This is a genomic window from Hyphococcus flavus (genome assembly GCF_028748065.1).
GTDB classification, from domain to species: Bacteria; Pseudomonadota; Alphaproteobacteria; order Caulobacterales; family Parvularculaceae; genus Hyphococcus; species Hyphococcus flavus.
This window is the reverse complement of sequence record NZ_CP118166.1, coordinates 1,211,805-1,238,105: the sequence shown is the minus strand read 5'-3', so window position 1 is coordinate 1,238,105 and position 26,301 is coordinate 1,211,805. Positions and strand designations below refer to the sequence as shown.

The following is a 26,301-nucleotide window of genomic DNA, read 5'->3' as shown; positions in this document are numbered from 1 at the left end:
GGCCGGCGTGAATAGAGGCGTCCTTGACCGGATCACGGCGATTTTCGTCAAGGAAACGGTGCAGATGCGCCGCGACCGGCTGACTTTCGGCATGATGTTCGGCCTGCCGATCATCCAGCTTATTCTTTTCGGCTTCGCCATCAACATGGACCCGAAAAATCTGCCGACGGCAGCTCTGATGGAAGAACAAACGCCAATCACGCGTGCATTGGTTCAGGCGTTGGAAACGTCGGGTTATTACGAAATCGTCCGCGAGATCGATGACCCGCGTGAGACGGCGGCGTTGTTGGCGAGCGGCGAAGTGACCTTCGTCGTCATTATCCCGTCAGGTTTTACGGAGCGGCTCGTGCGCGGCGACCGCCCGCAATTGTTGATCGAGGCGGATGCGTCGGACCCGGCCGCTGCGTCCAACGCCATCGCCAGCGCTGAAGCGATATTCAACAGCGCGCTGCGGCATGAACTGAAAGGACCGCTCGCCGCCCTCGCGCAGGGCCCCGCTCCGTTCGAGCTGGTAGTCCATTCGCGCTACAATCCCGAGGCCATAACGCAATATAACATCGTACCCGGACTATTAGGCGTCATCTTGACCATGACTCTTGTCATGATCACGGCGATGGCCATGACGCGCGAGGCTGAGCGCGGCACGTTGGAAAACCTTCTCGCAATGCCGGCGCGACCGATTGAGGTGATGATCGGCAAGATTGGACCTTACGTTATGATCGGCGCCGGGCAAACGGTCGTCATTCTTTTGGCTGCGCACTTTATTTTCAAAACGCCCTTCGCAGGAGCCTTATGGATATTGATGCTTGGGGTTACGGTTTTTGTCGTCGCCAATCTCGCCATCGGTTTTACGTTCTCAACGATTGCACGGTCGCAAATGCAGGCAATGCAACTCACGTTTTTCTTCTTCCTTCCATCAATATTGCTGTCTGGCTTTATGTTTCCGTTCAGGGGCATGCCGGGGTGGGCCCAAGGCATCGGCGAGGCGCTGCCGCTCACCCATTTTCTCAGGATCGTGCGCGGCGTGATGCTGAAAGGCGCCGGGTTTTCCGATCTCGACATGGAATTCCTGGCGCTCCTGGCCTTCACCGTTTTTGCTGTCATTCTCGCCATGACGCGTTACCGGCGCACGCTTGACTAGGCGCCAGGCGAGATGTTGCGCTGACGCGAATGTGATATTCTCATGCTTTGCTGAAAATACGCTATTTCTAAGCGTAATATGTTCATAAACGGCGCGCAGGTTTTAGAAGGTCAAATTTATTCAAGAGACGCCGGAGACGAGCAATCTAAGCTCAAATTCCGCCCAGCGCTAACACTCATTCATTTAAGTTTACTTTCCAAGGATGAGCTGGTTATGGCTAAAGTAGTACGAATAGGAGTAATCTATGAGCCGTGTAGCTTGCGCGCTAACCTCTATCGCTTTGATTTTGAGCCCAGTTCGTGGGAGCGCCAACGACGCCGAACAATACGTAACTGATTTTTCTACTTTGTATGATGACTGGGGCGCGTTCCATGACGATGTTGGGTTTGTAACGCAGCGGCTAGAGACGATTGGCGAGCTGGAGGGGCGCGCCAAAAAGAGCGCACGGGACATGGCGTATGTGTTCGAGCAAACAGCGGACCTGACTGACCGCGCTGAAAAACTACTGCTTTATGGAATTTTGACGCGTAATGTCGATACAACTTCCGATCAGGCCCAGAGCGGCTATGACATTGCAACGGCGCTCAGCTCTCGCGCCGATGCAGCGGTTGGTTTTTTGAGCGATGACGTTACGGCGATACCCGCCAGCACGCTCCAAAGATGGATGGAATCTGAGCCCCGTCTTCAACCCTATCGCGTGCGGCTTCGGTCCGTCATTGCACTTGCCGATCACCGGCTGCCGGCGGAGCAAGAACTGCTTGTAGCGGACCTGGAAAGAAGTATTCAGCTCTCAGCAGACGAATGGACCGCCTTGATGGAAGCGCCCATTGGCTGGCCTGAGCTTGCCCTCTCGGAGGGTTCTGAGGTGGCTGACTCCGGCGCCTATCGGCGCTATCGGCGATCGCCCTCAACTGCGGAAAGACGCTCTGTTGTAAAAGCGCATCTTAGCCATCTTGGCGATCTCGCAGAGCCGTTCGGCCTGCTTTACACGCGCAGAGTTGAGGGTGACTGGCGGGTTGCCGATTATCGCGGCTTCGAAACAGGTCCGCACGCTTTTTGGGCAATGAGGGAAGAGATTCCGCCGGGCGTTTCCGAGTTGCTGGTTGAAGAAATGCTGAAAATGGCGCCGCTGGTGCGCCGGTATGTTCAGCTAAGGGCGCGCGCTCTGGATATTGATGACTTCGAATATGCGGATTTGCTGGCGCGACCGCCGGGCATTGAAGGCGAATATTCCGTTGGCGAGACGATTGACCGCCTGATCAACGTCTATGCTGAGTTTGGACCGGAGCGGCAGGCCGCGCTTCGCGAGGTCGTGCAGCAGCCTTTGCTTCATCTGGCGCCGTCTGATGTGAAAAGCGCGGAATGGGGGATCGTGCCCGGCGTCGGCGGGTCGGAACCTTATTTGCGCATGAATTATCAAGGCGAGTATCTGGACTCCCGCCGGTTGGCGGCCGGGCTGACTACCTTGCTCACTTTTTATGAGCGTCTCGACGATATCAGCCTTTCCGGACAGGACTCGGCGATTTCACCTGGGCTATACGGAACGTATTTGCTATATGACGAGTACGGAGCAAAGCAAGCAGAAACCCAACAACAAAGAATTGCGTTTCTCCTTTCTGCCGCCGATCAGGTTTATTACTCTCTATTCAGAAACATTCTGTTCAACACGCTGGATCGTGAAGTTGAGAGCCGCATCGCCGCCGGGAAACCGCCAACAGGCGCTGAAATCTCGGAGATCTATTTATCGATCCTCAAGGACTATTATGGCGATCTGCCGATTGATCCCGTGCATGCCCATGAATGGATGACCCAATTCGTGCCGTTCCTGAATTATGCGCATCACAACTGGCCGCTCTCCGTTGTCGCGGCGACGTCCGTTATTCAGAAAAACCGGAACGGAGATGAGAGCGCCGCGGATGCTTTTTTCAAGGAGGTGACAGACGCACGGGACAGCGACCGTATTTTTCACGTGTTGCGGGAGTCTGGCTTGGATCTGTCATCGCCTGAGCCTTATCAGATGGCCGGAGCCTATATGCGAAATCTTCTCGATCAGTTGGAAGCGGCTATCGAGGCTCGATAAACGCTGAAAAGCCCGCGCTGGCTTGTACCGGGCGCGGGCTTTTCGCGGCGAATTGTTACCGTATTTTTAACGCCCGGATTTTTTGCCGCGCCCGGCTCCCCCATGGGTTGCGAGGCCCAGAACCTCTCCTTATATCCCGCCCGAACGCCGCTTCCGGCGGATACGTCATGATCCGCCCGAAAGTCGGCCATCTGGAGTGAAAAAGGGGCGCGTCCATATCCGGCGCTGGCTTGCTAGGCCGGACCCAAACGGGCGGCTCGCTTATATGGAGAAGATGAAGACATGGGCAAAGTAATAGGGATTGACCTCGGTACGACGAACTCATGCGTCGCCGTCATGGAAGGCAAGGAACCGAAGGTTATCGAAAACGCAGAGGGCGCGCGCACGACCCCATCGATTGTCGCGTTCACTGAAGATAAAGAACGCCTGATTGGCCAGCCTGCGCGCCGCCAGGCCGTGACCAACCCGGAAAATACGTTTTTCGCCATCAAGCGCCTGATCGGGCGTCCTTATGACGATCCGACTGCACAAAAAGACAAGGACATGGTGCCTTACGCCATCGTCAAGGGCGACAATGGCGATGCCTGGGTCGAGAGCCGCGGCGAAAAGTACGCGCCATCCCAGATTTCCGCGTTCATCCTACAGAAAATGAAAGAGACGGCGGAAGCCCATCTCGGTCAGGACGTGACGCAAGCCGTCATTACGGTTCCCGCTTATTTCAACGACGCCCAGCGTCAGGCGACCAAAGACGCCGGCAAGATTGCTGGTCTCGAAGTCCTGCGCATCATCAACGAGCCGACGGCGGCGGCGCTGGCTTACGGCCTCGACAAAAAAGAAGGCAAGAAGATCGCTGTTTACGACCTTGGCGGCGGTACGTTTGATATCTCGATCCTCGAAATCGGCGACGGCGTTTTCGAAGTGCTCTCGACCAACGGCGACACCTTTCTCGGTGGTGAGGACTTCGACCTTCGTGTTGTCGACTATCTCGCCGATGAGTTCAAAAAAGATCAGGGCATTGATCTGCGCAAAGACAAACTCGCGCTGCAGCGCCTGAAGGAAGAAGCCGAAAAAGCCAAGAAAGAGCTTTCCTCGACCTCGCAATACGAAGTGAACCTGCCGTTCATTACCGCCGACGCGTCGGGTCCGAAACACCTGACTATGAAACTGTCGCGCGCAAAATTTGAAAGCCTTGTCGAAGATCTCGTCAAACGCACGGTCGACCCATGTAAATCGGCACTGAAAGACGCCGGCATGTCGCCGGGCGACATTGACGACGTTATTCTGGTGGGCGGCATGACCCGCATGCCGAAAGTCCAGGAGACGGTGAAGCAGTTCTTCGGCAAAGAGCCGCACAAGGGCGTCAACCCGGATGAAGTCGTCGCGCTTGGCGCGGCTATCCAGGCGGGCGTTCTGCAAGGGGACGTCAAAGACGTTCTTCTCCTCGATGTGACGCCGCTTTCGCTCGGCATCGAAACGCTGGGCGGCGTTTTCACGCGTCTTATCGACCGCAACACGACGATCCCGACCAAGAAGTCGCAGACATTCTCCACCGCTGAAGACAATCAGTCAGCGGTGACGATCCGCGTCTTCCAGGGTGAGCGTGAAATGGCGGCTGATAACAAGATGCTCGGCCAGTTCGATCTTGTGGGCATCCCGCCGGCGCCGCGCGGCGTTCCGCAAATTGAAGTCACGTTCGATATTGACGCCAATGGCATCGTTCATGTGAACGCGAAAGACAAAGCGACCAATAAAGAACAGTCGATCCGCATTCAGGCGTCGGGCGGTCTTTCCGACAACGACATCGAACAGATGGTCAAGGACGCGGAAGCGAACGCCGAAGCTGACAAGAAACGCCGCGAAGGCGTTGAGTCGAAAAACCGCGCCGAAGCGCTGGTCCATTCGACCGAAAAGAACCTTGAGGAATATGGCGACAAGCTCGAAGACGCTGACCGCAACGCCATTGATGCGGCGCTCGCCGGCATGAAAGAAGTTCTCGAGAAAGAAGACGCCAGCGTTGAGGATATTGACGCAGCGGCCGGTACGCTTGCGCAGGCGACCATGAAGCTGGGCGAGGCCATGTACAAGGCTGGCGCAGGCGATGCGGCTGACGACGGCGAGGCTGCCGCCGCAGCGGACGCTGCGAATGACGCCGAAGGCGACGATGACGTCGTCGATGCAGACTTCGAAGAAGTCGACGGCGATAAAAAAGACTAAGCTGAGACAAGCGCCGCGCTGATTTTTTTATGCGCGGCGCTTTTCAAACCGGCCTTGGCGGGAAAGGCCGGCAAAGGGGCAAGGCAATAGAACCCCGATAGAGGGCAGGGCGCGAGTTACATGGCGCAAGCATGTTATTATGAAGTTTTAGGCATTGAACGCGGCGCGGATGCGTCGGCGATCAAGTCCGCTTTCCGCAAGCGCGCGATGCAGTATCATCCGGACCGCAATCATGATGATCCGGAGGCGGAAAAAAAGTTCAAGGAACTGGGCGAAGCCTACGAAATTCTTTCCGACGATCAAAAACGCGCCGCCTATGACCGCTTCGGCCATGCGGCGTTTCAAAATGGCGGAATGGGCGGCGCCAACGGCTTTGGCGGCGCGCGCGGGTTTGGCGCCGGGATGGGCGGCGGCGCAGGCGCTTTTTCGGATATTTTCGATGAGATCTTCGGCGAGTTCATGGGCGGCCAGGGCGGGCGCAGGCGCGCCGGGCCGGGTCGCGGCGCGGACCTAAAATATAACCTCAAGATTGATCTTGAGGACGCCTTTCACGGCAAAAAGGTTGAGATCAATGTGCCGGGTTCCGTCGCGTGCGATACGTGCGAGGGTTCCGGCGCGAAGCCCGGTTCTGGCCCGACCGAATGCGGCACCTGTAAGGGCGTCGGGCGCGTTCGCGTGCAGCAGGGGTTTTTCACCATCGAGCGCACATGCCCCCATTGTAACGGGCAGGGCACGATGATTTCCGATCCGTGTACGGACTGCGGCGGTCAGGGCCGCGTCCGGCGCGAACGCACGCTGTCAGTCGATGTCCCCGCCGGTATTGAAAACGGCACGCGCATCAGGCTGTCGGGCGAGGGCGAGGCGGGGCCGCGTGGCGGGCCCGAGGGCGATCTATATATTTTCGTCCATGTGGACGAGCACAATCTGTTTGAACGCGACGGCGCCGATCTTTACTGCATGATGCCGATCCCCATGACCACGGCGGCGCTTGGCGGGGATTTCGAAACGCCGACCATTGACGGCGGCCGCGTCAAAATCTCCGTACCCGAAGGGTCGCAGACCGGAAAACGTTTCCGCGTTCGCGGGCGCGGCATGACCCAGCTCGACCAGTCAGGACGCGGCAATATCCGCCGCCGCGGCGACATGTATGTCGAAGTGCAGGTCGAAACGCCCACAGGCCTTAACGCCGAGCAAAAAGACTTGCTGAAACAGTTCTGTGAGGCCGGTGGGGGCGAAGCCGCCTGCCCCAATTCGCGCGGCTTCTTCGACAAGGCCAAAGCGTTCTGGGAGAATGTGACCGAGGGACGGTGAGTACAACTATGTCGAAAGGCGGCGCTAGTTGAAATCTATGATTTCTAAAACTTATAAGTTAAGTTGACGGTTTTAAAGGCTGTGTATCCGCGCGCAGATCTCCCAAGCGTCGCCATCTGCTAAAGCGCGAACATGTACTACCTTGGCCAAGAAAAAACGGCCTATATCCGGAGAAATTGCTATTTCTTCGTCGGAGTCATCGCGATCAGTGACTTTGACATAAATACTAGACGATCCAATATTATGGATTTCAAATCCTCCGCGACCTACTCGATCATTCATTGCCATATATACTAAGGCCCAATCAGTTCCGTCACCGCTTACATGTTGGAATGGACGGTCATTGAAGGAATCTATGGAAGCAAGAATCTTACAGCGCTCGTCTTTCTCAACATTAATTGTTGACGCATAACTCGCCATTTTCTCACAGAAGAGCATGGACACCAGTATGGGGAGAGCGGTGGCCACCACAAGGAGGGTACTTATCCGGGTTTGTCGTTTCGGCATTTCTATAAAACCCCCACCACTCATTAACATAAATCTTATATGTGAGGCCAGAAGTGAGTAGGCATTCGAAGATTACTTCTACGATTGTGAATGGCGCAACATCAATCAGCGATCTCCTTTCGGCTTCAATGTCTCTTGCTCTTATGGGCGCAGTAATTTTTCTGAGTATTTTGACTATTCCAAATACTTTGGCGCCTGCGCCTTCTCTACTGCCGCCTCATCCTCAAACTTGTCCGCCGTCGCCAGTGACGGAAACAGCTTGACCCATGCGAGGGCTGAGGCGATGGCGACCGCGCCGCCCAGCAATACAGCGCCTACAGGCCCCAAAAACCTCGCGGCGACGCCGCTTTCAAATTCGCCAAGCTCGTTCGAGGCGGAAATGAATATATAGGATACGGACGATACCCGTCCGCGCATGCCGTCGGGCGTCGCAAGCTGTATCAGCGACATACGGATATACATGGAAATCATATCCGCCGCACCGGTCAGCGCCAGCATCGCCATGGAAAGCCAGAACAAGGTAGAGACCGCAAAGCCCAACATCGCGGCGCCATAAACGGCTATGGCGGCAAGCATCCATAATCCGACCCTGTGCGACAGCGGGTTCACCGCCATCCACGCGGCCACAATCCCTGCGCCAAACGCCGGCGCCGCGCGCAACAGTCCCAGCCCTTCGGCGCCCACATGCAACACGTCCCGCGCAAAGACGGGCAACAGCGCGGTGACGCCGCCGAAGAAAACGACAACAAGATCGAGTGAAATCGCGCCAAGAACAATCTTGTTATCGCGCACATATCGCAGCCCTTCGAAAATCATCTTCAGGCCGCGCGCGTTTTTCACCGGCTCATGCGCCGGGGTTTTCGCGGCAAGAAATGACAGCACCGCGACAACAACGATAGCGCCCGCAACGGCGTAAACCAGTTGCGGCCCGCCGATATAAAGAAAACCGCCAATGGCCGGACCCAATATCGCCGCGCCCTGAAACCCGAGGGAGTTCCAGGCGATGGCGAGGGGCAATTCATCTCGCGGCACCAGTTGCGGATAAAGCGCGGTCGACGCCGGCGGGGTGAAGGCGTTGACCCCGCCCATGATCGCCGCTGCAACGAAAATGGCGGGGATCGCCAGCGATGCTGGCAGGTAACTCGCAGCGAAGAGCCCGCCGATGACGGCGATGCGCACAATATTGCTCGCCACCAGAATGAGTTTGCGGTCGATGCGGTCCGCCGCCTGGCCTGCGACCAGGGAAAGCATCAGCACCGGCAGGAATTGCGTCAGACCCACGAGACCCAACAGGAAAGCCGACTCTTCAACGCTGCGAGTTTCGCGCGCGAGATCGTAAATCTGCCAGCCGATGGCGACAGCCACCATCTGCCGCCCGGCGGAGATGAGCTGCCGCGCGATCCAGTAATACCGATACGCCTGATGACGAAAAATTTTTAAAGAAGGAACCCGCGCCATAAGGCGCGGACCATAGGCGGCTTTCGATCATGCGCAACAAAAAGGTTTTGGGCGCGTCCTCACTGATGCTATGAGGCGGCATGGAACGCGATATTCTCTTTTTGCTGCCGCCGGGGTTCGAAGATAACAAGCGGCGCGAGTTTTGTCCCGAATGTGCGGAAATATGGGGTGTACTGAGTTATTTCCCGGCAATTAAAGAAGCGCTCGACATTCGCTACCAGCCGATTGAAAAACCGCGCGGCGATATTGTCGCCATGCTCGGCGACGAAAACCAGAATTGCCCGACGCTGGTTCTCGCAAAAGGCGTTGACGCCGGGCCGCACGCGATGATCGGTGAAGTAAACGGCTACCGCTTTCTTGATAACGCCCGCGACATTGCGAAATACTTTGCGCATCGATATGGAACGCCTTTCCCGCGCGGGTCATAATCGGCTGCGTAAAGGAGCATCGCCATGCCTAATTCATCCATTCTTGTGGCCGGCGCCGGCGGGCGCATGGGCAAGGCGATCGTCGCCGAGATTTTAAGAACGCCGGGCGCCAGTCTTGCCGGCGGGTTTGAGCGCCCGGGCGGGCCGGATATCGGCAAGGATATCGGCGTTCTCGCCGGCCTCGACGCTATCGGTCTTGCAGTTGAAGACGCCGCCGACAACGGGCTTTCCCGTGCTGGCGTGCTGATTGATTTTACCACGCCGAAAGTCTCTGCCGAGAATGCAAAAGCGGCGGCGGCGAAAGGCGTCGCTCATGTGATTGGCACGACCGGGCTTGCGAGCGATGACGAGGCGACGATTGCCGAGGCGGCGAAATCCGTTCCCATCGTCAAATCCGGCAATATGAGCGTCGGGGTTAACGTCCTGACGGCGCTTGTTGAACAGGCGGCGAAGGCGCTGGATGAAAGTTTCGATATCGAAATTTTCGAGGCCCACCATAGGGCAAAGGTCGATGCACCCTCAGGAACGGCGCAGATGTTAGGCCACGCGGCGGCGCGGGGGCGCGGCGTCGAACTTGCGGATCGCCAGGCACCTGTCGACCGTTCCGGGGCCCGCAAAACCGGAGATATCGGCTTTTCAGTTTCCCGAGGAGGCGGCATCGTCGGCGTGCATGAAGTCTCCTTCGCCGGGATGCAGGAGGTTATCACCCTTTCCCATTCGGCGATTGATCGCGGCCTCTTCGCCAAGGGCGCCGTCGCGGCGGCGCGCTGGGCGGTCGGCAAGCCGCCGGGGCTTTATTCCATGCGCGACGTACTTGGTCTTGGTTAATCGAAAAGTGAAAAATTCGAACGACTTGGCAGAGGTTCCTGAAACCGGGTTCTGACAAAGTATGGCCTTGAAGTTCAAGGGGCCGTCATGCGTACGGAGATTATCGCTGCTGCGGGCATTGTCGCCGCGTCTGTCGTGGGCGTGCGTTTGTTTGATGCGCGCTCTGCGCCAGTGATGGAAGCAAAAGCGGAACCGGTAGCCGCGACGCAGCCGGAAGCCCAGCTCGCTTCCCTGGCGCCAGGTTGGGACGACGTCATCCGCATTACTGCCGCCCCCGATCATCAGTTTTATGTCAAGGCCGATGTTAATCGCAGTCCGGCGAGATTCCTTGTGGATACCGGCGCCGCCTATGTTGCATTGCGTGACTCTGATGCGCGCGAGGCGGGCATATATACATCGTGGACGGACTATACTTATCCTGTTTATACGGCGAACGGCGAAACGAAGGCAGCGTTCGTCACCATTGATGAGATGGAGATCGAGGGTATTCGTATTGAGGGCGTCAAGGCCTTTATCCTTCAGGACGACCAACTCAAAATAAATTTGCTGGGGATGAGTTTTCTCTCACGCCTCGAAAGCGTTGAGGCGCGTAAAGGAGAGCTTCTGATAAGAGGCTGATCGGCTCCGTACAAAAGAATGACTATTGTATTTTGAGGGCAGGCTTGCGTCGCACGCATTGTTCTGACGGTCCTTGCAAAACATGCTAATCGTAATAATATGTTTGGCTTTATAACGAAGGCAACATCATGCGATTTCACCGACGCACTCTTCTATCCTCAGCTGCTGGCGCGATGGCGATGTCCGCAGCGCGCGCCTTAGCCTTGGAGGGTGTTGCCAAAGCGGCGAAACCTTTGAAGGTTCTTGTTCTGGGCGGCACGAATTTTGTCGGGCCCGCTATTGTGCAAAGATTGTTGGCCCGCGGACACAAGGTCACGCTGTTCAACCGCGGCGTCACGCGGCCTTACCTGTTTCCGGATGTAGAAAAGCTGCGCGGAGACAGGTCTCCTGACAGCGAAGACCTGTCCGCTCTTGCGGGCGAGCGGAAGTGGGATGCGGTGATTGATGTGTGGCCGGAACATACGGACAAGGTCATGAGTACAGCACGGATGCTCTCTGAAAGTGTGGGATATTACTACTTCGTCTCCAGTATTGCTGTTTATGCGGATTTCAGAACTCCCGGCCTAACGGAGGGCGCCAGAATACGCACTGACGAACCCGGCCATTATTATGGCGGAGAAAAGGCGCGTGCTGAAGAATTCCTCTTTTCTTATTTGCCAGACCGTTCCGGTTCAGCGCGCTGTCACGCCATATTGGGTCCGATGGATGACGGCTGGGCGTATCATTACTGGCTGAACCGTTTTGCAAGATATGAAGAGGTTCTCGCTCCCGGCACAGGAGGTGATTATGTACAGTATACGGATGTACGCGACGTGGCCGTTTGGACGGTCGATTGTGTGGAGCATCAGCGCCTAGGGGCCTATAATATGACCGGCCCGCCGCCGCCCATGATGCTAAAGACATTTCTAGAAGACACGCGTAAAGCACTAGGGAGCAACGCAAACTTAACCTGGGTGGATGCGGATTTTCTCCGCTATGAACATTCGGTCAGATCCTTCGATCGCATGCCGCTTTGGGCGCCGCTGGATGAAGATGAAGGGTTTTATCAAATCAGTTCCGCAAAAGGCTTGCGAGACGGTATGACTTTCAGGTCAGTCGCGGAAACTGCGCGTGATGCTTACCGTTGGACGGAATCGTACTTTTTCAAGGATGTTTCATTCCCACGGGGTGGTTTCGGCATCTCAAGGGAAAAAGAAGAAGCTGTGTTGTCTGCTTGGGCGTCGCGTTAAAGCTCCCGCGCCATGAGGCTTGGCAAGGCGCCGAGATCGGCGCCAGCCTGGCGCATGAAAAATTTTCGCAAAGGCGCAACCCTGCCGACCGCGCCCATGCCGATATCACGGGCAAAACGAAGTGGTGCGATATCATTAGAGAACAATCGGTTGAGAAGGTCGGTGCCAAGAGCCAGCGACGCTGAATCAAACCGCCGCCAGCGCTGGTAATTCTGCAGAACTGACAGATGCCCGATTTCGAGTCCTACGTCGCGCGCTTCTGAGAGCACGTCTGTCAACGCCGCAACGTCTTTGATGCCGAGATTATAACCCTGGCCCGCAATCGGGTGAATAGCGTGCGCGGCGTCGCCGATGAGCGCAAGGCGCGGCGCGATATAGCTTTGAGCCAGCGTAAAAGCGAGCGGGTATGACCAGCGCGGACCAGCCGGTTCGACAGCGCCGAGATATGGCCCAAACCGATTTTCAATTTCTATGCGGAACTTATCGTCATCAAGCGCCATAAAGGCGGGCGCTGCGTCCGAATGTTCCGTCCAGACAAGCGATGATCGGTGCTTTTTCTGATGTTCGCCTTTGCTGGCGGATGTCATGGGCAGGATGGCGAACGGCCCGGCAGGCAGGAAAAGCTCCTGCGCGACGCCTTCATGAGCGTGTTCATGGGCGACAGTGGCTACAATACCCGTTTGTGGATAGCGCCACTGGTTGGTCTTGATGTTGGCTTCGGCGCGAAGGGCTGAAAACCGTCCGTCAGCGGCGACAACCAATGCGGCCTTGAGAGCTTGGCCGCCTTCAAGATTGATAATTGCATGGGCGGCGTTAAACGCGGCGCCCGCCCGTTTTGCCGGCGCGAATAATGTGACCAGCGCATTTTTTTCAATGGCGTCGAACAGGACATTACGCAGCACCCTGTTCTCGACGATCCAGCCGAGCGGCGTATCGTCTCCGAGCTCGCGGCTGTCGAAATGCAGGTGAAAAGTTGAAACGGCGCCTTCATCGAAACGGCTCTTCGCACGCCCGTCGGTGACGAGAATATCCCGTATCGGCTCGGCGTTAGGCGTGACAGCGTCCCACAACCCGAGCCGTCTGAAGACACGCGCAGATGCATAGGAAATTGCGGTGGTCCGGCCGTCAAAGGCGGCGTTGCGCACCGTTGCCGGATCGCCCGCGTCGACAATTGCACAGTTGAAACCGCGAGAGGCAAGTGCAAGCGCGGCCAGCCCGCCGGCCAGCCCGCCGCCAACGATGATTGTGTCGAATGTCTGCGTTTCGTTCATGACCAGAGTGTCGCGCTTCAAGGCCCCGGCGTCTACCGGCCTTCCGCCAGTGCGGCGTTTGGCGCGCGGTTTACCCAAAAATTCATTCTGCTTTTACTGTTGGGGAAACACTATTAGGAGAAATATCAATAGATTCGACGGGAATCCTTAGCCGATGCGCCTGCACTCTACGATCGCTTTAGCCCTGTTGATCGCGGCAGCGCCAGTTGCCGCAGGCGCACAGGACATGTCCCCTGCAAGCGATGTGACGCGCTTTCTCCTTGATACGGGCCTGATGCTTGTCGCGGGGCTGGCGGGGTTGTTGACGCTCGCCGGTTTCGCTTTGCGGGATGTCGGTCTCGCGCGTACCCAAAACGCGCCTGCCGTCTGCCTGCGCACAATAGGTCTCCTGGCTGTGGCGATTTTCATGTTCTGGGCGACGGGCTATCATCTTTTATACGATGTGGAGCCGGGCGGGTTTCTAGGCGAGTTCAAGAACTGGTCCCTCGATGACGTTGACCCCTCATCCGCGGGTGTTGCATCGGGCGCGTTCTGGTTTTCACAGATGGTGATTGCTGCATTAGGCGCGGCAATTGTTTCCGCATCGTTGTCAGAGCGTGTGCGGTTGTGGCCGTTTTTATTTTTTGCGGCCATCTGGTGCGGCCTTATTTATCCGATTGTAGCATCATGGGTATGGGGCGGCGGTTATTTCGGCGCGGAATGGAATTTTCGCGACCTTGGCGGCGCAGGAGTATTACACGCCTCCGCCGGCGCCGCGGCGTTGGCTGCCGTGATGGTGGTTGGTCCGCGGCAAGGACGATATTCACACGGCCCTGCGCGTCAGGCGCCATCAACAGCATTGCCGCTCTCTGCGTTTGGCGTTTCCCTTTCTATTATCGGGCTCATAGTGGTTATTGCCGGACTACAGGGATCTTTCTCATCTGTTGAGTCTGCCGTCTCTATCGCATCTATCGCCGTCAATGTATTGACCGCGGTGGCGGCGGGGTCACTCGCGGCAATGTTCCTGACACAGACTGTTTATAAGCGCACCGGCCTTGTTTCAGCGATGACAGGCTCCATCGCCGGGCTTGTTTCTATCGCGGCTGATCCGCTAGCGCCTGCCATGTGGCAGGCGGCCATGATCGGCGCAGTCGGCGGCTTCATCGTGACGATTACCCCGCCGTTTCTTGACCGGCTTCGCATTGATGATGCTGGTTTTGCGATTCCGGCGCATTGTTTTTGCGGCGCATGGGGATGTTTCATTTCATTCTGGCCGAGCGGCGCCAGCAAGCTGTCAGGTCAGGTTGTCGGCACTGTCGCGATCCTGGGTTTTTCTTTCTTTATGAGCATGCTCATTTGGGTTGCGCTGAAATATACGGTCGGGGTGCGCTCAGTACCGGTTGAAGAACAGGCTGAATAAGATTCTGAAAATCGTTAATCTCCGTTAACCCTTTTTCATCTAAGCCGTGGCAAGGTGCGTTAAGGAAATTCGTCAACCAAGAACGCTTGCCTCGCTATGCCGCGACATACACGTACCTTTGCCCGTAATTCCGCCCGGTCGAGGCGGCCTGACCCGTTCTCGGAATTTGCTGAACGCGTGCAGGCTTTTATAAGAAATGTCCTGATCCGGGCCGGCGGCGGGGCGATGATCCTGCTTTCGATCTGGTTGGCGGCGGCGCTTGCGACATTCACGATTTCTGACCCAAGTCTCAACACAGCGACGCCTGCGCCGGTGCAAAACATCGCAGGCGGTCTTGGCGCAGCGGTCGCTGATCTGCTCCTGCAGACTCTGGGCGGGGCGTCCATCTTGTTGATCGCGCCGCTTGCAATCTGGGGCGCCTTTGCCCTGTTAAATGGCGCGCCAGATGAAACCCCGAGCGCGTTCTGGCGCCGGGCGGCGGCATTGCCTGTCGCTATCTTTGCCGGGGCTGGTTTGCTTTCTTCGTGGGCGGCTCCTGCCGGTTGGCCCTTTGTCGTCGGCGTCGGCGGATTTGCCGGCGACCTGTTTCTGGGCCTTGTGGCCGGCGTTCTCGGATTTATGGGCGTGGGTATCGCGAAACTCACCGCAGCCGGAGTATTTGCCGGCGCAGGCATTATTTCCTACGGCATATTATGCGGCCTCACGCGTGAGCGCCTTGCCGAAGCATGGTGGGCGATTGTTGATGCGTGGGACGTGACTCACGACTTTGCCCTCAACCTCTATGACCGTATTCGTGGTGAGAGCGCCGCTGAAGAGGCGGACGATGAAGAATACGAGTATGACGAAGAATACGACGAGGACGATGAACAAGCGCTCGACGACAACGGTGAGCCGGTGTTGGCAGCCCCTACGCGCAAGCGCAATATCATTCGCAAAAAAGCAAAGCGGAAAGAAAGTCGCCGGGAACGGCGCGAAGCGCAGCCTGTGCTGCCTGTCTTTTCAGCCGATGATTATGAGCTACCGCCGCTGAATCTCCTCTCGAAACCCAATGCTGCCCGGCGGGCTGTCATTTCCGATGAGGCGCTAGAACAAAATGCCCGGATGCTTGAAAACGTGCTGGCTGATTTTGGCGTGCGCGGCGAGATCATCAATGTGCGTCCCGGTCCGGTGGTTACGCTATATGAACTTGAGCCCGCGGCCGGGGTGAAATCATCGCGCGTGATCGGTCTTGCCGATGATATCGCGCGCTCCATGAGCGCCGTCGCCGCGCGTGTCGCCGTCGTGCCTGGCCGCAATGTCATCGGGATCGAGCTGCCCAACCAGGATCGCGAGATGGTGTTCCTGCGCGAATTGCTGGGGGCTGGCGAATATGAAAATTCACGCGGCGACCTGACTTTGGCGCTTGGCAAATCAATCGGCGGGGAGCCTGTTTTTGCTGATCTGGCGCGCATGCCCCACCTGCTCATTGCCGGAACGACCGGCTCCGGTAAATCAGTTGGGATCAACACCATGATCCTGTCGTTGCTTTATCGGCTTTCACCGGAACACTGCAAACTGATCCTTATTGATCCGAAAATGCTCGAGCTTTCTGTTTACGAAGGCATTCCTCACCTTCTTTCTCCTGTGGTGACCGATCCGCGCAAGGCGGTCGTAGCGCTGAAATGGACCGTCAGGGAAATGGAAGAGCGCTACCGGAAAATGTCTAAAGTTGGCGTGCGGAATATTGAAGGCTTCAACGCACGCGTTATGGAGGCCGATGAAAACGGTGAAGTTCTGACCCGCACGGTGCATACCGGCTATGACGAGGAAACCGGCGAGCCCGTCTACGAGACAGAAGAACTGGAATACGACTTCATGCCGTTCATCGTGGTCGTCATCGACGAAGTCGCCGATCTGATGATGGTTGCGGGAAAGGATATCGAGGGTATGGTTCAGCGCCTTGCCCAGATGGCCCGCGCAGCCGGCATCCACCTTATCATGGCGACGCAACGACCGTCAGTTGACGTTATCACCGGCACGATCAAGGCAAACTTCCCGACCCGAATTTCATTCCAGGTCACGTCAAAAATCGACTCTCGCACAATCTTGGGCGAGCAGGGCGCCGAGCAGCTCCTCGGTCAGGGCGACATGCTGCATATGGCTGGCGGCGGGCGTTTGCGACGCGTTCATGGCGCATTTGTTTCTGATGATGAAGTCGAAAAAATCGTCAGCTTTCTGAAAAAACAAGGTGCGCCTGACTACGTTCAAGAAGTCACGGAAATGCGCGACGAAGAGGGGCCGGATATTCCCGGTCTGGACATCGGCGGCAACACCAATTCCGGTGACGCGCTTTATGATAAAGCCGTCGCTGTGGTGCTGCGTGACCGAAAGGCATCGACTTCGTATGTGCAGCGGCGCCTCCAGATCGGCTACAATCGCGCGGCCACATTGATTGAGCGAATGGAAGAGGAAGGCGTGATTTCGGCTGCAAACCACGCCGGGAAACGCGAAATCCTGGTGGGTGATGACGCCGCCTAAGCGGGCTGAGTGTCTATGCCGATGCGATATTTCTTCAGCGTAGTGAGAGAAAAGCGTCGTTAACCATTCGAATGCCGCAACAAATCACGCTCCAGAGATTGATCTTTACGTTTTGTTAGGCATACTTACCCGGTGGGGAGAGGTGCATAACCTGGGTGGCGTAATGTCGAAAAGTTATGAGAATCTCCCTGGCGCGTCTGGAAAAGCGAAATTTTTCCGGCCCAGCCGCTATGAGGCCGCCGAAATTTTCTCTGGCCGCCCGCCCAAGCTTGTTTTTGAAGACGAGACCTTTGATCTCGATAATATCAGCGCCCGCGGTGCGGGATGCATCAGCCGTAAGCGGCAAGATGACAATCCCTATGCGGCGCCGGGGTCCAAGGGTGTTCTTCGCCTCACCCAGTCGGGACGCGAGTTGTTTCTCGGAGCGGCGCGAAAGGCTCGCCATATGGCGGGGCCAGGCGGGATTAGCGCCGGTTTCGAACTGGAAGAAAACAACTTTGACCTTGATTGGCTGATCCGTGAAAACGCCAGCATTCTTGCACGGGTCGATAAGACGCGCGCCGAGGCGCCGCAGCCGAGTACAGAGTATAAGACGTTTTGTGCTGATGCATCAGCTTTTATTGGCGGTTATCTGCAACGCATCCAACAATTTGTTGCGCCGATCGAGCCGACCATTGGCGAGAATGAGCGAAACGAGATCGCGCGGGACCTCGCCAACTCCGCTGAAGCGGAATGGCTAGACATCCTACAGGAAGGCAATGCGCTTACCGCTGCCATACATGCGGATAAACAGCAGCGCATTGGATACAAGACGTACACTGAAAGAACAGTGACGCAGATGTTGCTGGCAGGTCCCGGCTGGGCGCGCTGCCTGTTCAAGCCCGCAGGGTATCCGGGCGATTACAAGATCATGAACTACGGGTACGAGCAAAAGCCGGAAGGCGAGCGCGTCGCCGAGAAGTTTTTGCACCTTCTGGGAATGATCGCCTCCCGTGCGATTATTACCCGAATGGAAATGGTGGCGACTTTGATCGCTGATCACGCGCTGCGTCAAACAGATTCGGGCAAGCGCGAACTTTCCATTACCAGTGTTGGCTGCGGTCCGGCGCGTGAGCTTGAAGACCTGCTGGAAGCAACGCCGGATAATGTGACATGGCGGGTCACGCTTGTGGATCAGGAGCCTGCGGCGCTCGATTATGCGTTTGACCGGGTTGCCGGTTTAAAAGACCGTGATCGTATTTCGCTTACCGGACTGAATATTTCCTTCAGAGAGATGTTGCGTCCGACGCCAGAGAATGCAGCGTTCGCGAACAACGACGTTATCTATTCATCTGGATTCGTTGATTACCTGAACCCGCTGTTGGCGCAGCGGTTTGTAAAACGGCTTTATGATTTTGTCCGCCCGGGCGGCAAAGTGATCGTTGGTAACGTGAATAATCGTGCGACCGGCATGATCTGGCCATTAGAGTATATTACTGACTGGAGCCTTTATTTCCGTAATGAAGATGAGATGCGCGCCATGGCGCGTGAAATTCCAGGCGCTATCGTTTCTGTTGTGCCGGATCCGATGGATGCGGTTTATTTCCTGGTTGTCGAAAAGCCTGTCGCTTAAGCCCTAACCTGTCTGCAGGGACGGTCCGACAGCATCCTCTGTTAACTCAACCGGCGCGGCGAAGGTGATGATAACGCTGAGCCCGTTACCCTCTTTCGACTCAAGCCGAATTGAGGCGCGTTGATCGCGGAAGATTCTGGTTGCCAGTGTGAGGCCCAGTCCCATGCCTTCCCGCGAACGGGCAAGCGCATGCTCGCCTTGGGTAAATGGCTTCAGCACCTTGTCAATTTGTTGCGCCGACATGCCTTTGCCTTCATCGCGAAGCACCAGTTCATATCCGCCATCCGCCAATCGTGCGCCTTTAACCCACAAGGTTGCGTTCTGCGGTGAGGCGGCGATGGCGTTTTCAAGTATGTTGTTGAGCGCATAACACGTATGCACGATATCGATATCAATGCTTGCGTCTTCGAGTTCACTTGTATCGACGCTAATGGATTTTTTCTCAAGCCCGCCGCGCATTTGTTCAATCGATACGTCCACCAGTTCGGATACGGGCGTATCAGCGAGCTCATATTTCATTTTACCTGCTGTCGCATCGGCAAAGCGAAGCATCTTCTGGATGCGCGCCAAGAGGACGTGCGCAGAGCCATGAATTTCGTTCAAATGGCGCACATTTTCGTCATCGTCATTAGCGGCCTTGCATGCGTTTGTGACGACTTCCGTATAGCCGATGATCTGATGCAACGGTGTTCTTAACTCGTGGCTCATCATCGACAGGAAGTTGATTTTTGATTGGTCAGCAGCCGTCGCCTCAATAAGGAGTTTTTCGATGATAGCGGCGTCGCGCTGTCTTTGTTCGTCGCGCAGCCAGATCATACGCGCGCGAATTTCCTGCGTATAAATCGTTAGAACGGCGACATTCACGATAGAAAACATGAAAAAGTAGCCGGAGATTCTGTCAATCGAGGTGAACTCGGTGTCAAAACTCAAGACTGCGAAATAGACAAGCGACGAAAATATATAAACGCTAGCCGCCACCCGAAACGGAATTCTCATCAAACAGGATGTGGCGATGAAAACGACAAGCACGCCGATGATGTAGGGCGGAGATCCTTCTGCCGGCATCATTAGGATCATGTAGATGATCGCCTGCGCCGAAATGAAGATCGCGGCTGCTGAAAGCCAGCCGAAATGCGGTTTGATACGACCAACAAATGAAAGTGGTATCAAGCCGACAATCGCAAGACCGGTGAAGAGCCTGACCCATAGAAAATGTTCAAGGTTCTCTCGGATCGTCAGAATGTCGAGAATGCCGAACGAGAAATAGGCGCCGATAACTGAGATCCATAAGACCCGTTCCGTCGGCAAGGTTCCCTTGACCAGGGAGTCCATATATCTGGCCTCGGTTTCGGCATCCTTGAACCGGGTTGTGGATGCAGAAATCCCGTCGCGTTCGAGGACGCCTCGAAAGCGCTCTATAGGCCCCTGGCGACGCTGCTCGCGCTGCGCTGAAATGTCGGAACCGGTCATGTGATTACAGTTAGCGCAAGAGAGTTAACGCCCTGTTGGCGCAGCTCTGTTCCGGGGGCGAAAACTTTAATGATGCGCCCTAACGCAGCGCCTTCTTGTTTTGGGGAAAAAAGCGATTAACATCTCATTAATGTCTGAAACCGCACAACCTTTTGAACCTCAAACGAAGCCTGTCGCTGAAGGTGCTTTGGCACCGGAAGTCGTGAGGCTGCCGTTGCGCGATCATAGCGGCGACGATGTCCCGCTAACAATTTCCAATACGATCGCTTGGCCGCTTGTTGGATTGTTCTTCGGGTTGTGGGCGGGACTGATCGGTGTTTCCTGGGCTGCGGTCACTGGGGTTATTCCGGTCTGGGCCGGAACATTTCTCAACTTCGGGCTTTTCTACGTGCTTTCAGACTTCAACCACGAAGCGACCCACAGGAATATTTCCGGCGCCCGGTCCGAATGGAAATGGTTTAATGATGCGCTCGGGCAGATTGGCTCGTTTCCTTTCTTTTTGCCTTTCGCTGCGTTCAAGGCTGTGCACCTTGCACACCACCGGATGACTAATCATCCGACGCTCGATGGCGATATGTGGTTCGCTGGGAAAAACTTTTTCGATATACTTGGGCGCGCCGCCGGCTTGCTCGTCGGATACGAAATCATACTGCACCGGCTTGCGAAACAGGGTTTTGTTACTCGGAAAACGATTATTTCGATCTGGGTGCAGCGGCTTGCGATCCTCGGCATTATCGCCGCCGCCTTTGCTCTTGGCATTGGTTATGAAGTTTTCATGTTGTGGACCCTGCCATGCCTCATGGTGATGATCGCGCTGGGGTTTCTTGCTTATGCGGTCCACTGCCCTCATGAAAGCCGTGAGAAATATCAAAATACGAACATTTGGTTCGGGCGTGGTCTGATGCAGCCGTTGATTGTCGCCGCGATGGTGAATCAGAACTATCACCTCGTTCACCACTTGCATCCGCGCATACCATTTTATCGCTATGGCCGCGCGTTCAAGCAGCTTCGTCCGGAGTTGGAGCGTAACAAAGCAACGATCCGGCGGCTTTAAAGCCCAGTTTGAAGTGAAAAAACAGCAGGGATGCTGTCAGTCTGCCGACGAGGCGTACATTGCTGCCTAATCGAGGCTGCTTTTCGGCGGCATTGGCGCAACAACACAGGTAATGGCGATCAGCGGATTGTCCTGCCCAGCGCTCTCCCACATCAATGCGCTTATTTCCTCAATTTTTTGATTGATTTTCGACAGGGCAACCGGATCCGGCGCACCGACAAGTCGGAACGTGCGTAAGTTGCGTTGCGGCCCATCGTCTATGATTTTTGAATTGTCCAATGCGCCAATAAAGTCTCTGTCCGCTTGTCGGCTGTGTGCGGTTTGAATTTTGCGCCACAACGGCTTTAACTTCTTGTCCGCCACAGAAAAGCCGAAGCGCATTTTCACGGCCGGCGTATCGTATAATACTTCCTTGCGCCGGTTTATCGTACGGCTGCCGGTTTCAACAATCAGACCGGCCTTCACCGCTTTTTTGATGTGATGATAAAGCGCAGAGGGTCGTTGACCCAACGCGGCTGCGATTTCCTTCACGGACATTGGCCCCTTTGCCGAGAGAAGATCTCCGATCGGTTGCAAGCGCGTTGAAGCCAATAATTCGCGCTGGTCAGGGCTTTTTATATAATAAACATCTGCTTTCTTGGGGGAGTTGTCGCTCGACGTTACATGTGCTTCGCAGTGAACCGTTGTGAAACATGTATCCGCCTCCGCTTGCGACATGCCAAGTCTTTCCCGGTTAAGCCGGTTAAAGTGGGCTCCCGCCGATCGATCTCATGCGGTGAAGGGGGCCGCGCATACTGTTACCAGATGGAGACACGATCAGCGGGAGGGAGGTAGAGGTCATGGTGAGCCTCTATTTCGAAAGCATCGTACCAGGCGTCCATATTGCGAACGATGCCATTTGTTCGGAACTCGGAAGGGCTGTGTGGGTCGACAACCATCCGCATACGCATCTCGTCTTCACGGTACTTGCGGCGCCATACTTGCGCCCAGGCCATGAAGAAGCGCTGGTCGCCTGAATAACCTGATAAGACGGGCGCTTCTTCACCGTTCAAGGAAAGTTTGTATGCGTAATAGGCCATTGCCAGCCCGCCAAGATCACCGACATTTTCACCCATTGTCAGGTTGGGATTAATGAATTCACCCGGGAGCGGCTCATATTGCTCGAATTGCTCGCCGAGTTTCTTCGTTTTTTGTGCAAACTGGTCTGCGTCCATGGGCGCCCACCAGTCCCGCAGCAAACCATCGCCATCTTGTTTGCGGCCCTGATCGTCAAAGCCGTGACCGATTTCGTGACCGATAACAGCGCCAATGCCGCCATAGTTAACCGCTGGGTCAGCAGCCGGGTCAAAGAAGGGAGGCTGTAATATCGCTGCAGGAAAGTAGATCGCGTTGCGCGGCGGGCTGTAGTAGGCATTAACAGTGTGCGGCAGCATTCCCCATTCTTTACCGGGCTCCACGGGCTTGCCGAGACGCGCGAGAAAATATTCGCTATTGGCGATGCGAGAACGTTTCAGATTACCAAGCGCATCACCCGGCTCAACCGACAGCGGACCATAGTCGCGCCATTCGTCGGGGTAGCCGATATAAGCCCTGAACTTTTCAAGTTTGGTGCGGGCTTCTTGTTTTGTCTGGTCAGACATCCAGTCCAGTTGATCAATTCGCTCGGCCATGGCCAGGCGCAGATTGCCAATGAGCGCATCCATTTTTTCTTTGGATTCCGCCGGGAAATGGCGCTCTACATAAATCTTGCCAACAGCTTCTCCGAGCGCATTGTTCACAGCGGTAACGCCTCGTTTCCAGCGCGCGCGTATTTCTTGCTGACCGTTCAGTTCCTGTCCGTAAAAACGGAAATTTTCCTGATCAAACGCTGCCGGCAAGACTTCGGCAAAGCTGGAGAGATAGTGATAGCGCAGATAGTCACGCCACAGGGGGACGGGGGTGTCCGTGAAGAGTTTCGCCAGGTTTTCGATAGCGTCGAGTTCATTGATAATGAACTCATCTTGATCAGCAATGTGCGAGGCTTCAAAAAAAGCGTCCCACGGCATTTGCGGCGCCAGCGCCATCAGTTCTGTTTTTGATAACGGATTATATGTCAGGTTTGGATCGCGCTGTTGTTCTTGCGACCAATGCAATTCAGCCATTCGCTTTTCAAGCGCGACAATATTCGTCGCCTTGGATTCGGGATTTTCCACGCCTGCCAGTCCCAACATCTTGGCGACATGAACTTCATACTCGGCGAGTTTGTCGGTAAAACGGTCCTGAAGATAGTATTCCCGGTTCGGCAGGCCTAGTCCCGCTTGCGTAAAATGAATGAGGTTACGGTCGGTCTGTTTTGCATCAACGTAAACGTAGATAGAAAATGGCGCTTCGAGGGAAAGGGCGGCGTTACCCATCAGCGCTACGATATCAGAATGGGTCGCCGCGTTGGCGATAGCGTCAAAATCTGCACTGATAGTTGTCAGTCCGCGCCGTTCGATTTCGTCAGTATCAAGAAAAGCCGTGTAGTAGTCGCCGATTTTTTGCCCGTTTGGATCTGACGCGCCATCACCCTCGGCGTAATCGTCGATAATAGCTTTAACGCGCGCTTCTGAGCGTTCAAAAAGCGCGGTAAACGCCCCGTAATTGGTGAAATCGGCAGGGATCTCGAACGTATCGAGCCATGTTCCGTTTACATAATGGAAGAAATTGTCGCCAGGGTGGACAGAGGGTTTCATGCTTTCCATGTCGATGCCCCACTCGCCAAGCTCTGCTTGAGGCGCCGTCGTGCTGCTCGGTGAGGCGCAGCCGGAAAGCACGACCGCGATACAGGAAACCAGTAGCGATCGTTTTGTTGTTCTTGAACGCATTATGAAGCCCTCGTGAAATTATGGACACACGAACGCCGACGGAAGAGCCATCTCCGTCAGGCAGGGCGATCATAATAAAATTATTCAAATAAGCAATGAAATATGAACAGGAATCCGTAAAGGTCCTACCTATATCTCCAAGGCGTCACTATTCGGGGAACAGCATGGTGAAGAAATAGACGTATTCCAAGGCTGTGCGGAAAGCGAGCTGTTCCTGATTGGCAGTCCCGCCATGGCCGCCTTCCGTATTCTCGTAGTAATAAAAATCATACCCGTAATCCCGCATTTTCGCCGCCATTTTGCGCGCATGACCGGGGTGGACGCGGTCATCTTGCGTCGAGGTATAAAATAGTACTTTGGGGTAAGGCTGACCGCGTTCAAGGTTTTGATAAGGCGAATAGTCTTCCAAAAACGCACGCTCTTCAGCGATGGCAGGGTCGCCATATTCTCCAGTCCAGCTCGCGCCGGCGCCAAGCTGTGAATATCGGAGCATATCAAGCAGCGGCACGCCAATGTCATAGGCGGCGTATAGATCAGGGCGCTGGGTTAACGCCGCCCCTAACAACAAGCCGCCATTTGACCGTCCAAGCGCGCCTAATTTCTCGCTGTTGGTGTAACCTTTGGCGATCATGTCTTCGGCAACAGCGTAATAATCATCAAAGGCTTTTTGCCTGTTTTCTTTTAGCGCCGCTGAATGCCATGCGGGCCCATATTCTCCGCCGCCACGAATGTTGGCGAGCGCGAGGATGCCGCCGCGACTAATCCAGAGTTTGCCGGCAAGGGCGCCATGCTGTGGCCGTGACGGGTTTTCGTAGTAAACAGGGCGTACGGCGCTCAAAAAACCGCCATAAGCGTATTCGATCGCGGGAGCGTCGCCAGCATCCAGCACAGCTTTCTTTCCAATCAGGTAATATGGAACGCGTGTCCCGTCTTTGCTTGTCGCAAAGTGCTGGCGCACCTCAACGTCACTGGCGTCATAAAGATCGTCTGTCGCCATAACGCGTGTGATGGCGTTATCCGGCCCAACATCATAAAGCGTATTGGGTTGAGTAAAACTCTCATAAGAAATCAGCAGGTGCTCTCCGTCATCTGCAGCAGAAACGATTTCAACAACACCATTATCAGGAACGCCAATAGATTGAGACGTCCATTCGGGCCCGTTTCGTTTCATGCGCCAAAGCGCGCCGTTAACATCCTCAAGCATTTCGATGGCCAGGTAATCACCGGCGATGGTGACATCATTTACTGCCTGATTAGCTCCAGGCCGCAAAACGAGAGTCGCTGTGTTGGTGTCGAGGTGGTAAGAAACGATATCGCCGATCTGAAAACTTTGTGAACTATAATCCCAGACTTCACGCAGTCCAATGATGATTTCGCGACCAATCAGGCCATGTACATCTGACCGTCGCGGAAAGGGCAATGTCGTTAACTCTCCGTCTGCTGAGAATAGTGTTACTTCCTGTTCGTTCCAGTCAGAAAAATATCTGAAAAGAAGAGAAATCTTACCCTCTTTGGATTTCAGCAATGACGGACCAATCAAGGTGTCGTTGTTAGAGATTTTTTTGACAGACGTGGCTTCGTTCAGAGAGCTGCCCCGTCGCCATAATCTGACTTCGTTTGAGTATCCGGAACTTGTGAGGCTGTCATCGCTCCAGTCGGTTGCGACCAGCAAATGGTCTTGATCTACCCAACTCACAAAAGTGCGCGCTTCAGGAACCTCGAACCCGCCCGCAACAAATTCCACCGTGTCGAGAGAAAATTCCCGGAATACCGCCTTATCCTGACCGCCGCGGGAGAGCTCAATCATGCATCTGTCGGAACGTTTTCCCAGACAGTTGGAATTATGAAATACCCAGTTCTCTTCTTCGTCGCGCGCAAGCTGGTCGATATCAATCAGCGTGGTCCAATTGGGTGCGCCGATTAGATAATCCGCCAGAGGAGAGCGCCGCCAGAGACCGCGCACATGCATGTCGTCCTGCCAATGGTTGTAAATATAATCGCCCATGATCTGCCCATAGGGAAGGCGGGAATCGGAAGTCAGGATGTCTGTCGCTTCTTGATGAAGCGTATCGAACAAAGGGTGAGACGTCAGTTCGGGAAGGCTCCGTTCGTTTTCTTGCTCAACCCACGCCAGGGCGCGCTCGCCCTCTATTTCTTCCAGCCATAAATACGGGTCTTCGCTTGCAATAGCGGTTTCATCGTCGCTGTTGTGAGGGTCTGTAGTAGCAGGCGCGCAGGCGGCGCTCATGATGGCGATTGAAGAGAACGTTATCGTTACAAGTGTTTTTCGGTTTAGCGCCATCAGAGATCCCTATCTT

19 protein-coding genes are annotated in these 26,301 nt (G+C 55.4%); 12 read left to right on the top strand and 7 right to left on the bottom strand.

Features of this window, described 5'->3' with window-relative positions:
- Positions 1 to 7: 7 nt before the first annotated feature.
- From PUV54_RS05960 to dnaJ, 4 genes are all read left to right on the top strand, one after another.
- Positions 8 to 1,141, top strand: a complete 1,134-nt coding sequence (locus tag PUV54_RS05960) for an ABC transporter permease (protein WP_274494681.1) — start codon at positions 8 to 10, stop codon at positions 1,139 to 1,141.
- Between the two features lie 244 nt (positions 1,142 to 1,385).
- Positions 1,386 to 3,221, top strand: coding sequence for a gluzincin family metallopeptidase (locus PUV54_RS05955; RefSeq protein ID WP_274494680.1), 1,836 nt, complete (start codon positions 1,386 to 1,388; stop codon positions 3,219 to 3,221).
- 282 nt (positions 3,222 to 3,503) lie between these two features.
- On the top strand, positions 3,504 to 5,435 hold the full coding sequence (gene dnaK / locus PUV54_RS05950) for a molecular chaperone DnaK (protein ID WP_274494679.1): 1,932 nt from the start codon (positions 3,504 to 3,506) through the stop codon (positions 5,433 to 5,435).
- 120 nt (positions 5,436 to 5,555) lie between these two features.
- The gene (gene dnaJ / locus PUV54_RS05945) at positions 5,556 to 6,746 is read left to right on the top strand and encodes a molecular chaperone DnaJ (protein ID WP_274494678.1); all 1,191 of its coding nucleotides are present in this window, start codon (positions 5,556 to 5,558) and stop codon (positions 6,744 to 6,746) included.
- 72 nt (positions 6,747 to 6,818) lie between these two features.
- Here dnaJ and PUV54_RS05940 read toward each other — a convergent pair whose 3' ends face one another.
- Entirely contained in the window at positions 6,819 to 7,277 is a 459-nt protein-coding gene (locus PUV54_RS05940) for a hypothetical protein (protein ID WP_274494677.1), read from the bottom strand.
- 150 nt (positions 7,278 to 7,427) lie between these two features.
- Positions 7,428 to 8,711, bottom strand: coding sequence for an MFS transporter (locus PUV54_RS05935; protein WP_274494676.1), 1,284 nt, complete (start codon positions 8,709 to 8,711; stop codon positions 7,428 to 7,430).
- Positions 8,712 to 8,791: 80 nt separating this feature from the next.
- On the opposite strand from PUV54_RS05935, the gene PUV54_RS05930 reads away from it, so the two are divergent.
- From PUV54_RS05930 to PUV54_RS05915, 4 genes are all read left to right on the top strand, one after another.
- Positions 8,792 to 9,139, top strand: a complete 348-nt coding sequence (locus PUV54_RS05930; protein WP_274494675.1) for a DUF3088 family protein — start codon at positions 8,792 to 8,794, stop codon at positions 9,137 to 9,139.
- A gap of 24 nt (positions 9,140 to 9,163) precedes the next feature.
- Positions 9,164 to 9,967, top strand: coding sequence for a 4-hydroxy-tetrahydrodipicolinate reductase (gene dapB, locus PUV54_RS05925; RefSeq protein ID WP_274494674.1), 804 nt, complete (start codon positions 9,164 to 9,166; stop codon positions 9,965 to 9,967).
- Positions 9,968 to 10,054: 87 nt separating this feature from the next.
- Positions 10,055 to 10,585 (top strand): TIGR02281 family clan AA aspartic protease, encoded by a 531-nt coding sequence (locus tag PUV54_RS05920; protein ID WP_274494673.1) that lies wholly within the window; start codon positions 10,055 to 10,057, stop codon positions 10,583 to 10,585.
- A 128-nt stretch (positions 10,586 to 10,713) separates the two neighbouring features.
- Entirely contained in the window at positions 10,714 to 11,814 is a 1,101-nt protein-coding gene (locus PUV54_RS05915) for an NAD-dependent epimerase/dehydratase family protein (RefSeq protein WP_274494672.1), read from the top strand.
- Here PUV54_RS05915 and PUV54_RS05910 read toward each other — a convergent pair.
- Entirely contained in the window at positions 11,811 to 13,163 is a 1,353-nt protein-coding gene (locus PUV54_RS05910; RefSeq protein WP_274494671.1) for a UbiH/UbiF/VisC/COQ6 family ubiquinone biosynthesis hydroxylase, read from the bottom strand. The genes PUV54_RS05915 and PUV54_RS05910 overlap by 4 nt on opposite strands.
- A 76-nt stretch (positions 13,164 to 13,239) precedes the next feature.
- Here PUV54_RS05910 and PUV54_RS05905 point away from each other — a divergent pair, with 76 nt between their 5' ends.
- The 3 genes from PUV54_RS05905 (at position 13,240) to PUV54_RS05895 (ending at position 18,613) form a co-directional block, all read left to right on the top strand.
- Complete coding sequence (locus PUV54_RS05905; protein WP_274494670.1) at positions 13,240 to 14,484, top strand: ammonium transporter family protein; 1,245 nt, start codon at positions 13,240 to 13,242, stop codon at positions 14,482 to 14,484.
- A 96-nt stretch (positions 14,485 to 14,580) separates the two neighbouring features.
- Positions 14,581 to 17,001 carry a DNA translocase FtsK gene (locus PUV54_RS05900; protein WP_274494669.1) on the top strand — a complete coding sequence of 807 codons (2,421 nt, stop codon included), beginning with the start codon at positions 14,581 to 14,583 and terminating at the stop codon, positions 16,999 to 17,001.
- Positions 17,002 to 17,164: 163 nt separating this feature from the next.
- On the top strand, positions 17,165 to 18,613 hold the full coding sequence (locus tag PUV54_RS05895; RefSeq protein WP_274494668.1) for a class I SAM-dependent methyltransferase: 1,449 nt from the start codon (positions 17,165 to 17,167) through the stop codon (positions 18,611 to 18,613).
- A 3-nt stretch (positions 18,614 to 18,616) separates the two neighbouring features.
- Here PUV54_RS05895 and PUV54_RS05890 read toward each other — a convergent pair whose 3' ends face one another.
- Positions 18,617 to 20,083 (bottom strand): sensor histidine kinase, encoded by a 1,467-nt coding sequence (locus PUV54_RS05890; RefSeq protein WP_274494667.1) that lies wholly within the window; start codon positions 20,081 to 20,083, stop codon positions 18,617 to 18,619.
- A 130-nt stretch (positions 20,084 to 20,213) separates the two neighbouring features.
- Between PUV54_RS05890 and PUV54_RS05885 the strand changes: the two genes are divergently transcribed.
- Complete coding sequence (locus PUV54_RS05885; RefSeq protein WP_274494665.1) at positions 20,214 to 21,137, top strand: fatty acid desaturase; 924 nt, start codon at positions 20,214 to 20,216, stop codon at positions 21,135 to 21,137.
- A gap of 66 nt (positions 21,138 to 21,203) precedes the next feature.
- Here PUV54_RS05885 and PUV54_RS05880 read toward each other — a convergent pair whose 3' ends face one another.
- From PUV54_RS05880 to PUV54_RS05870, 3 genes are all read right to left on the bottom strand, one after another.
- Complete coding sequence (locus PUV54_RS05880) at positions 21,204 to 21,854, bottom strand: winged helix-turn-helix domain-containing protein (protein WP_274494664.1); 651 nt, start codon at positions 21,852 to 21,854, stop codon at positions 21,204 to 21,206.
- Positions 21,855 to 21,934: 80 nt separating this feature from the next.
- Entirely contained in the window at positions 21,935 to 23,983 is a 2,049-nt protein-coding gene (locus tag PUV54_RS05875) for a M13 family metallopeptidase (RefSeq protein ID WP_274494662.1), read from the bottom strand.
- Positions 23,984 to 24,131: 148 nt separating this feature from the next.
- Positions 24,132 to 26,285 (bottom strand): prolyl oligopeptidase family serine peptidase, encoded by a 2,154-nt coding sequence (locus PUV54_RS05870; protein ID WP_274494661.1) that lies wholly within the window; start codon positions 26,283 to 26,285, stop codon positions 24,132 to 24,134.
- Between the last annotated feature and the right edge of the window lie 16 nt (positions 26,286 to 26,301).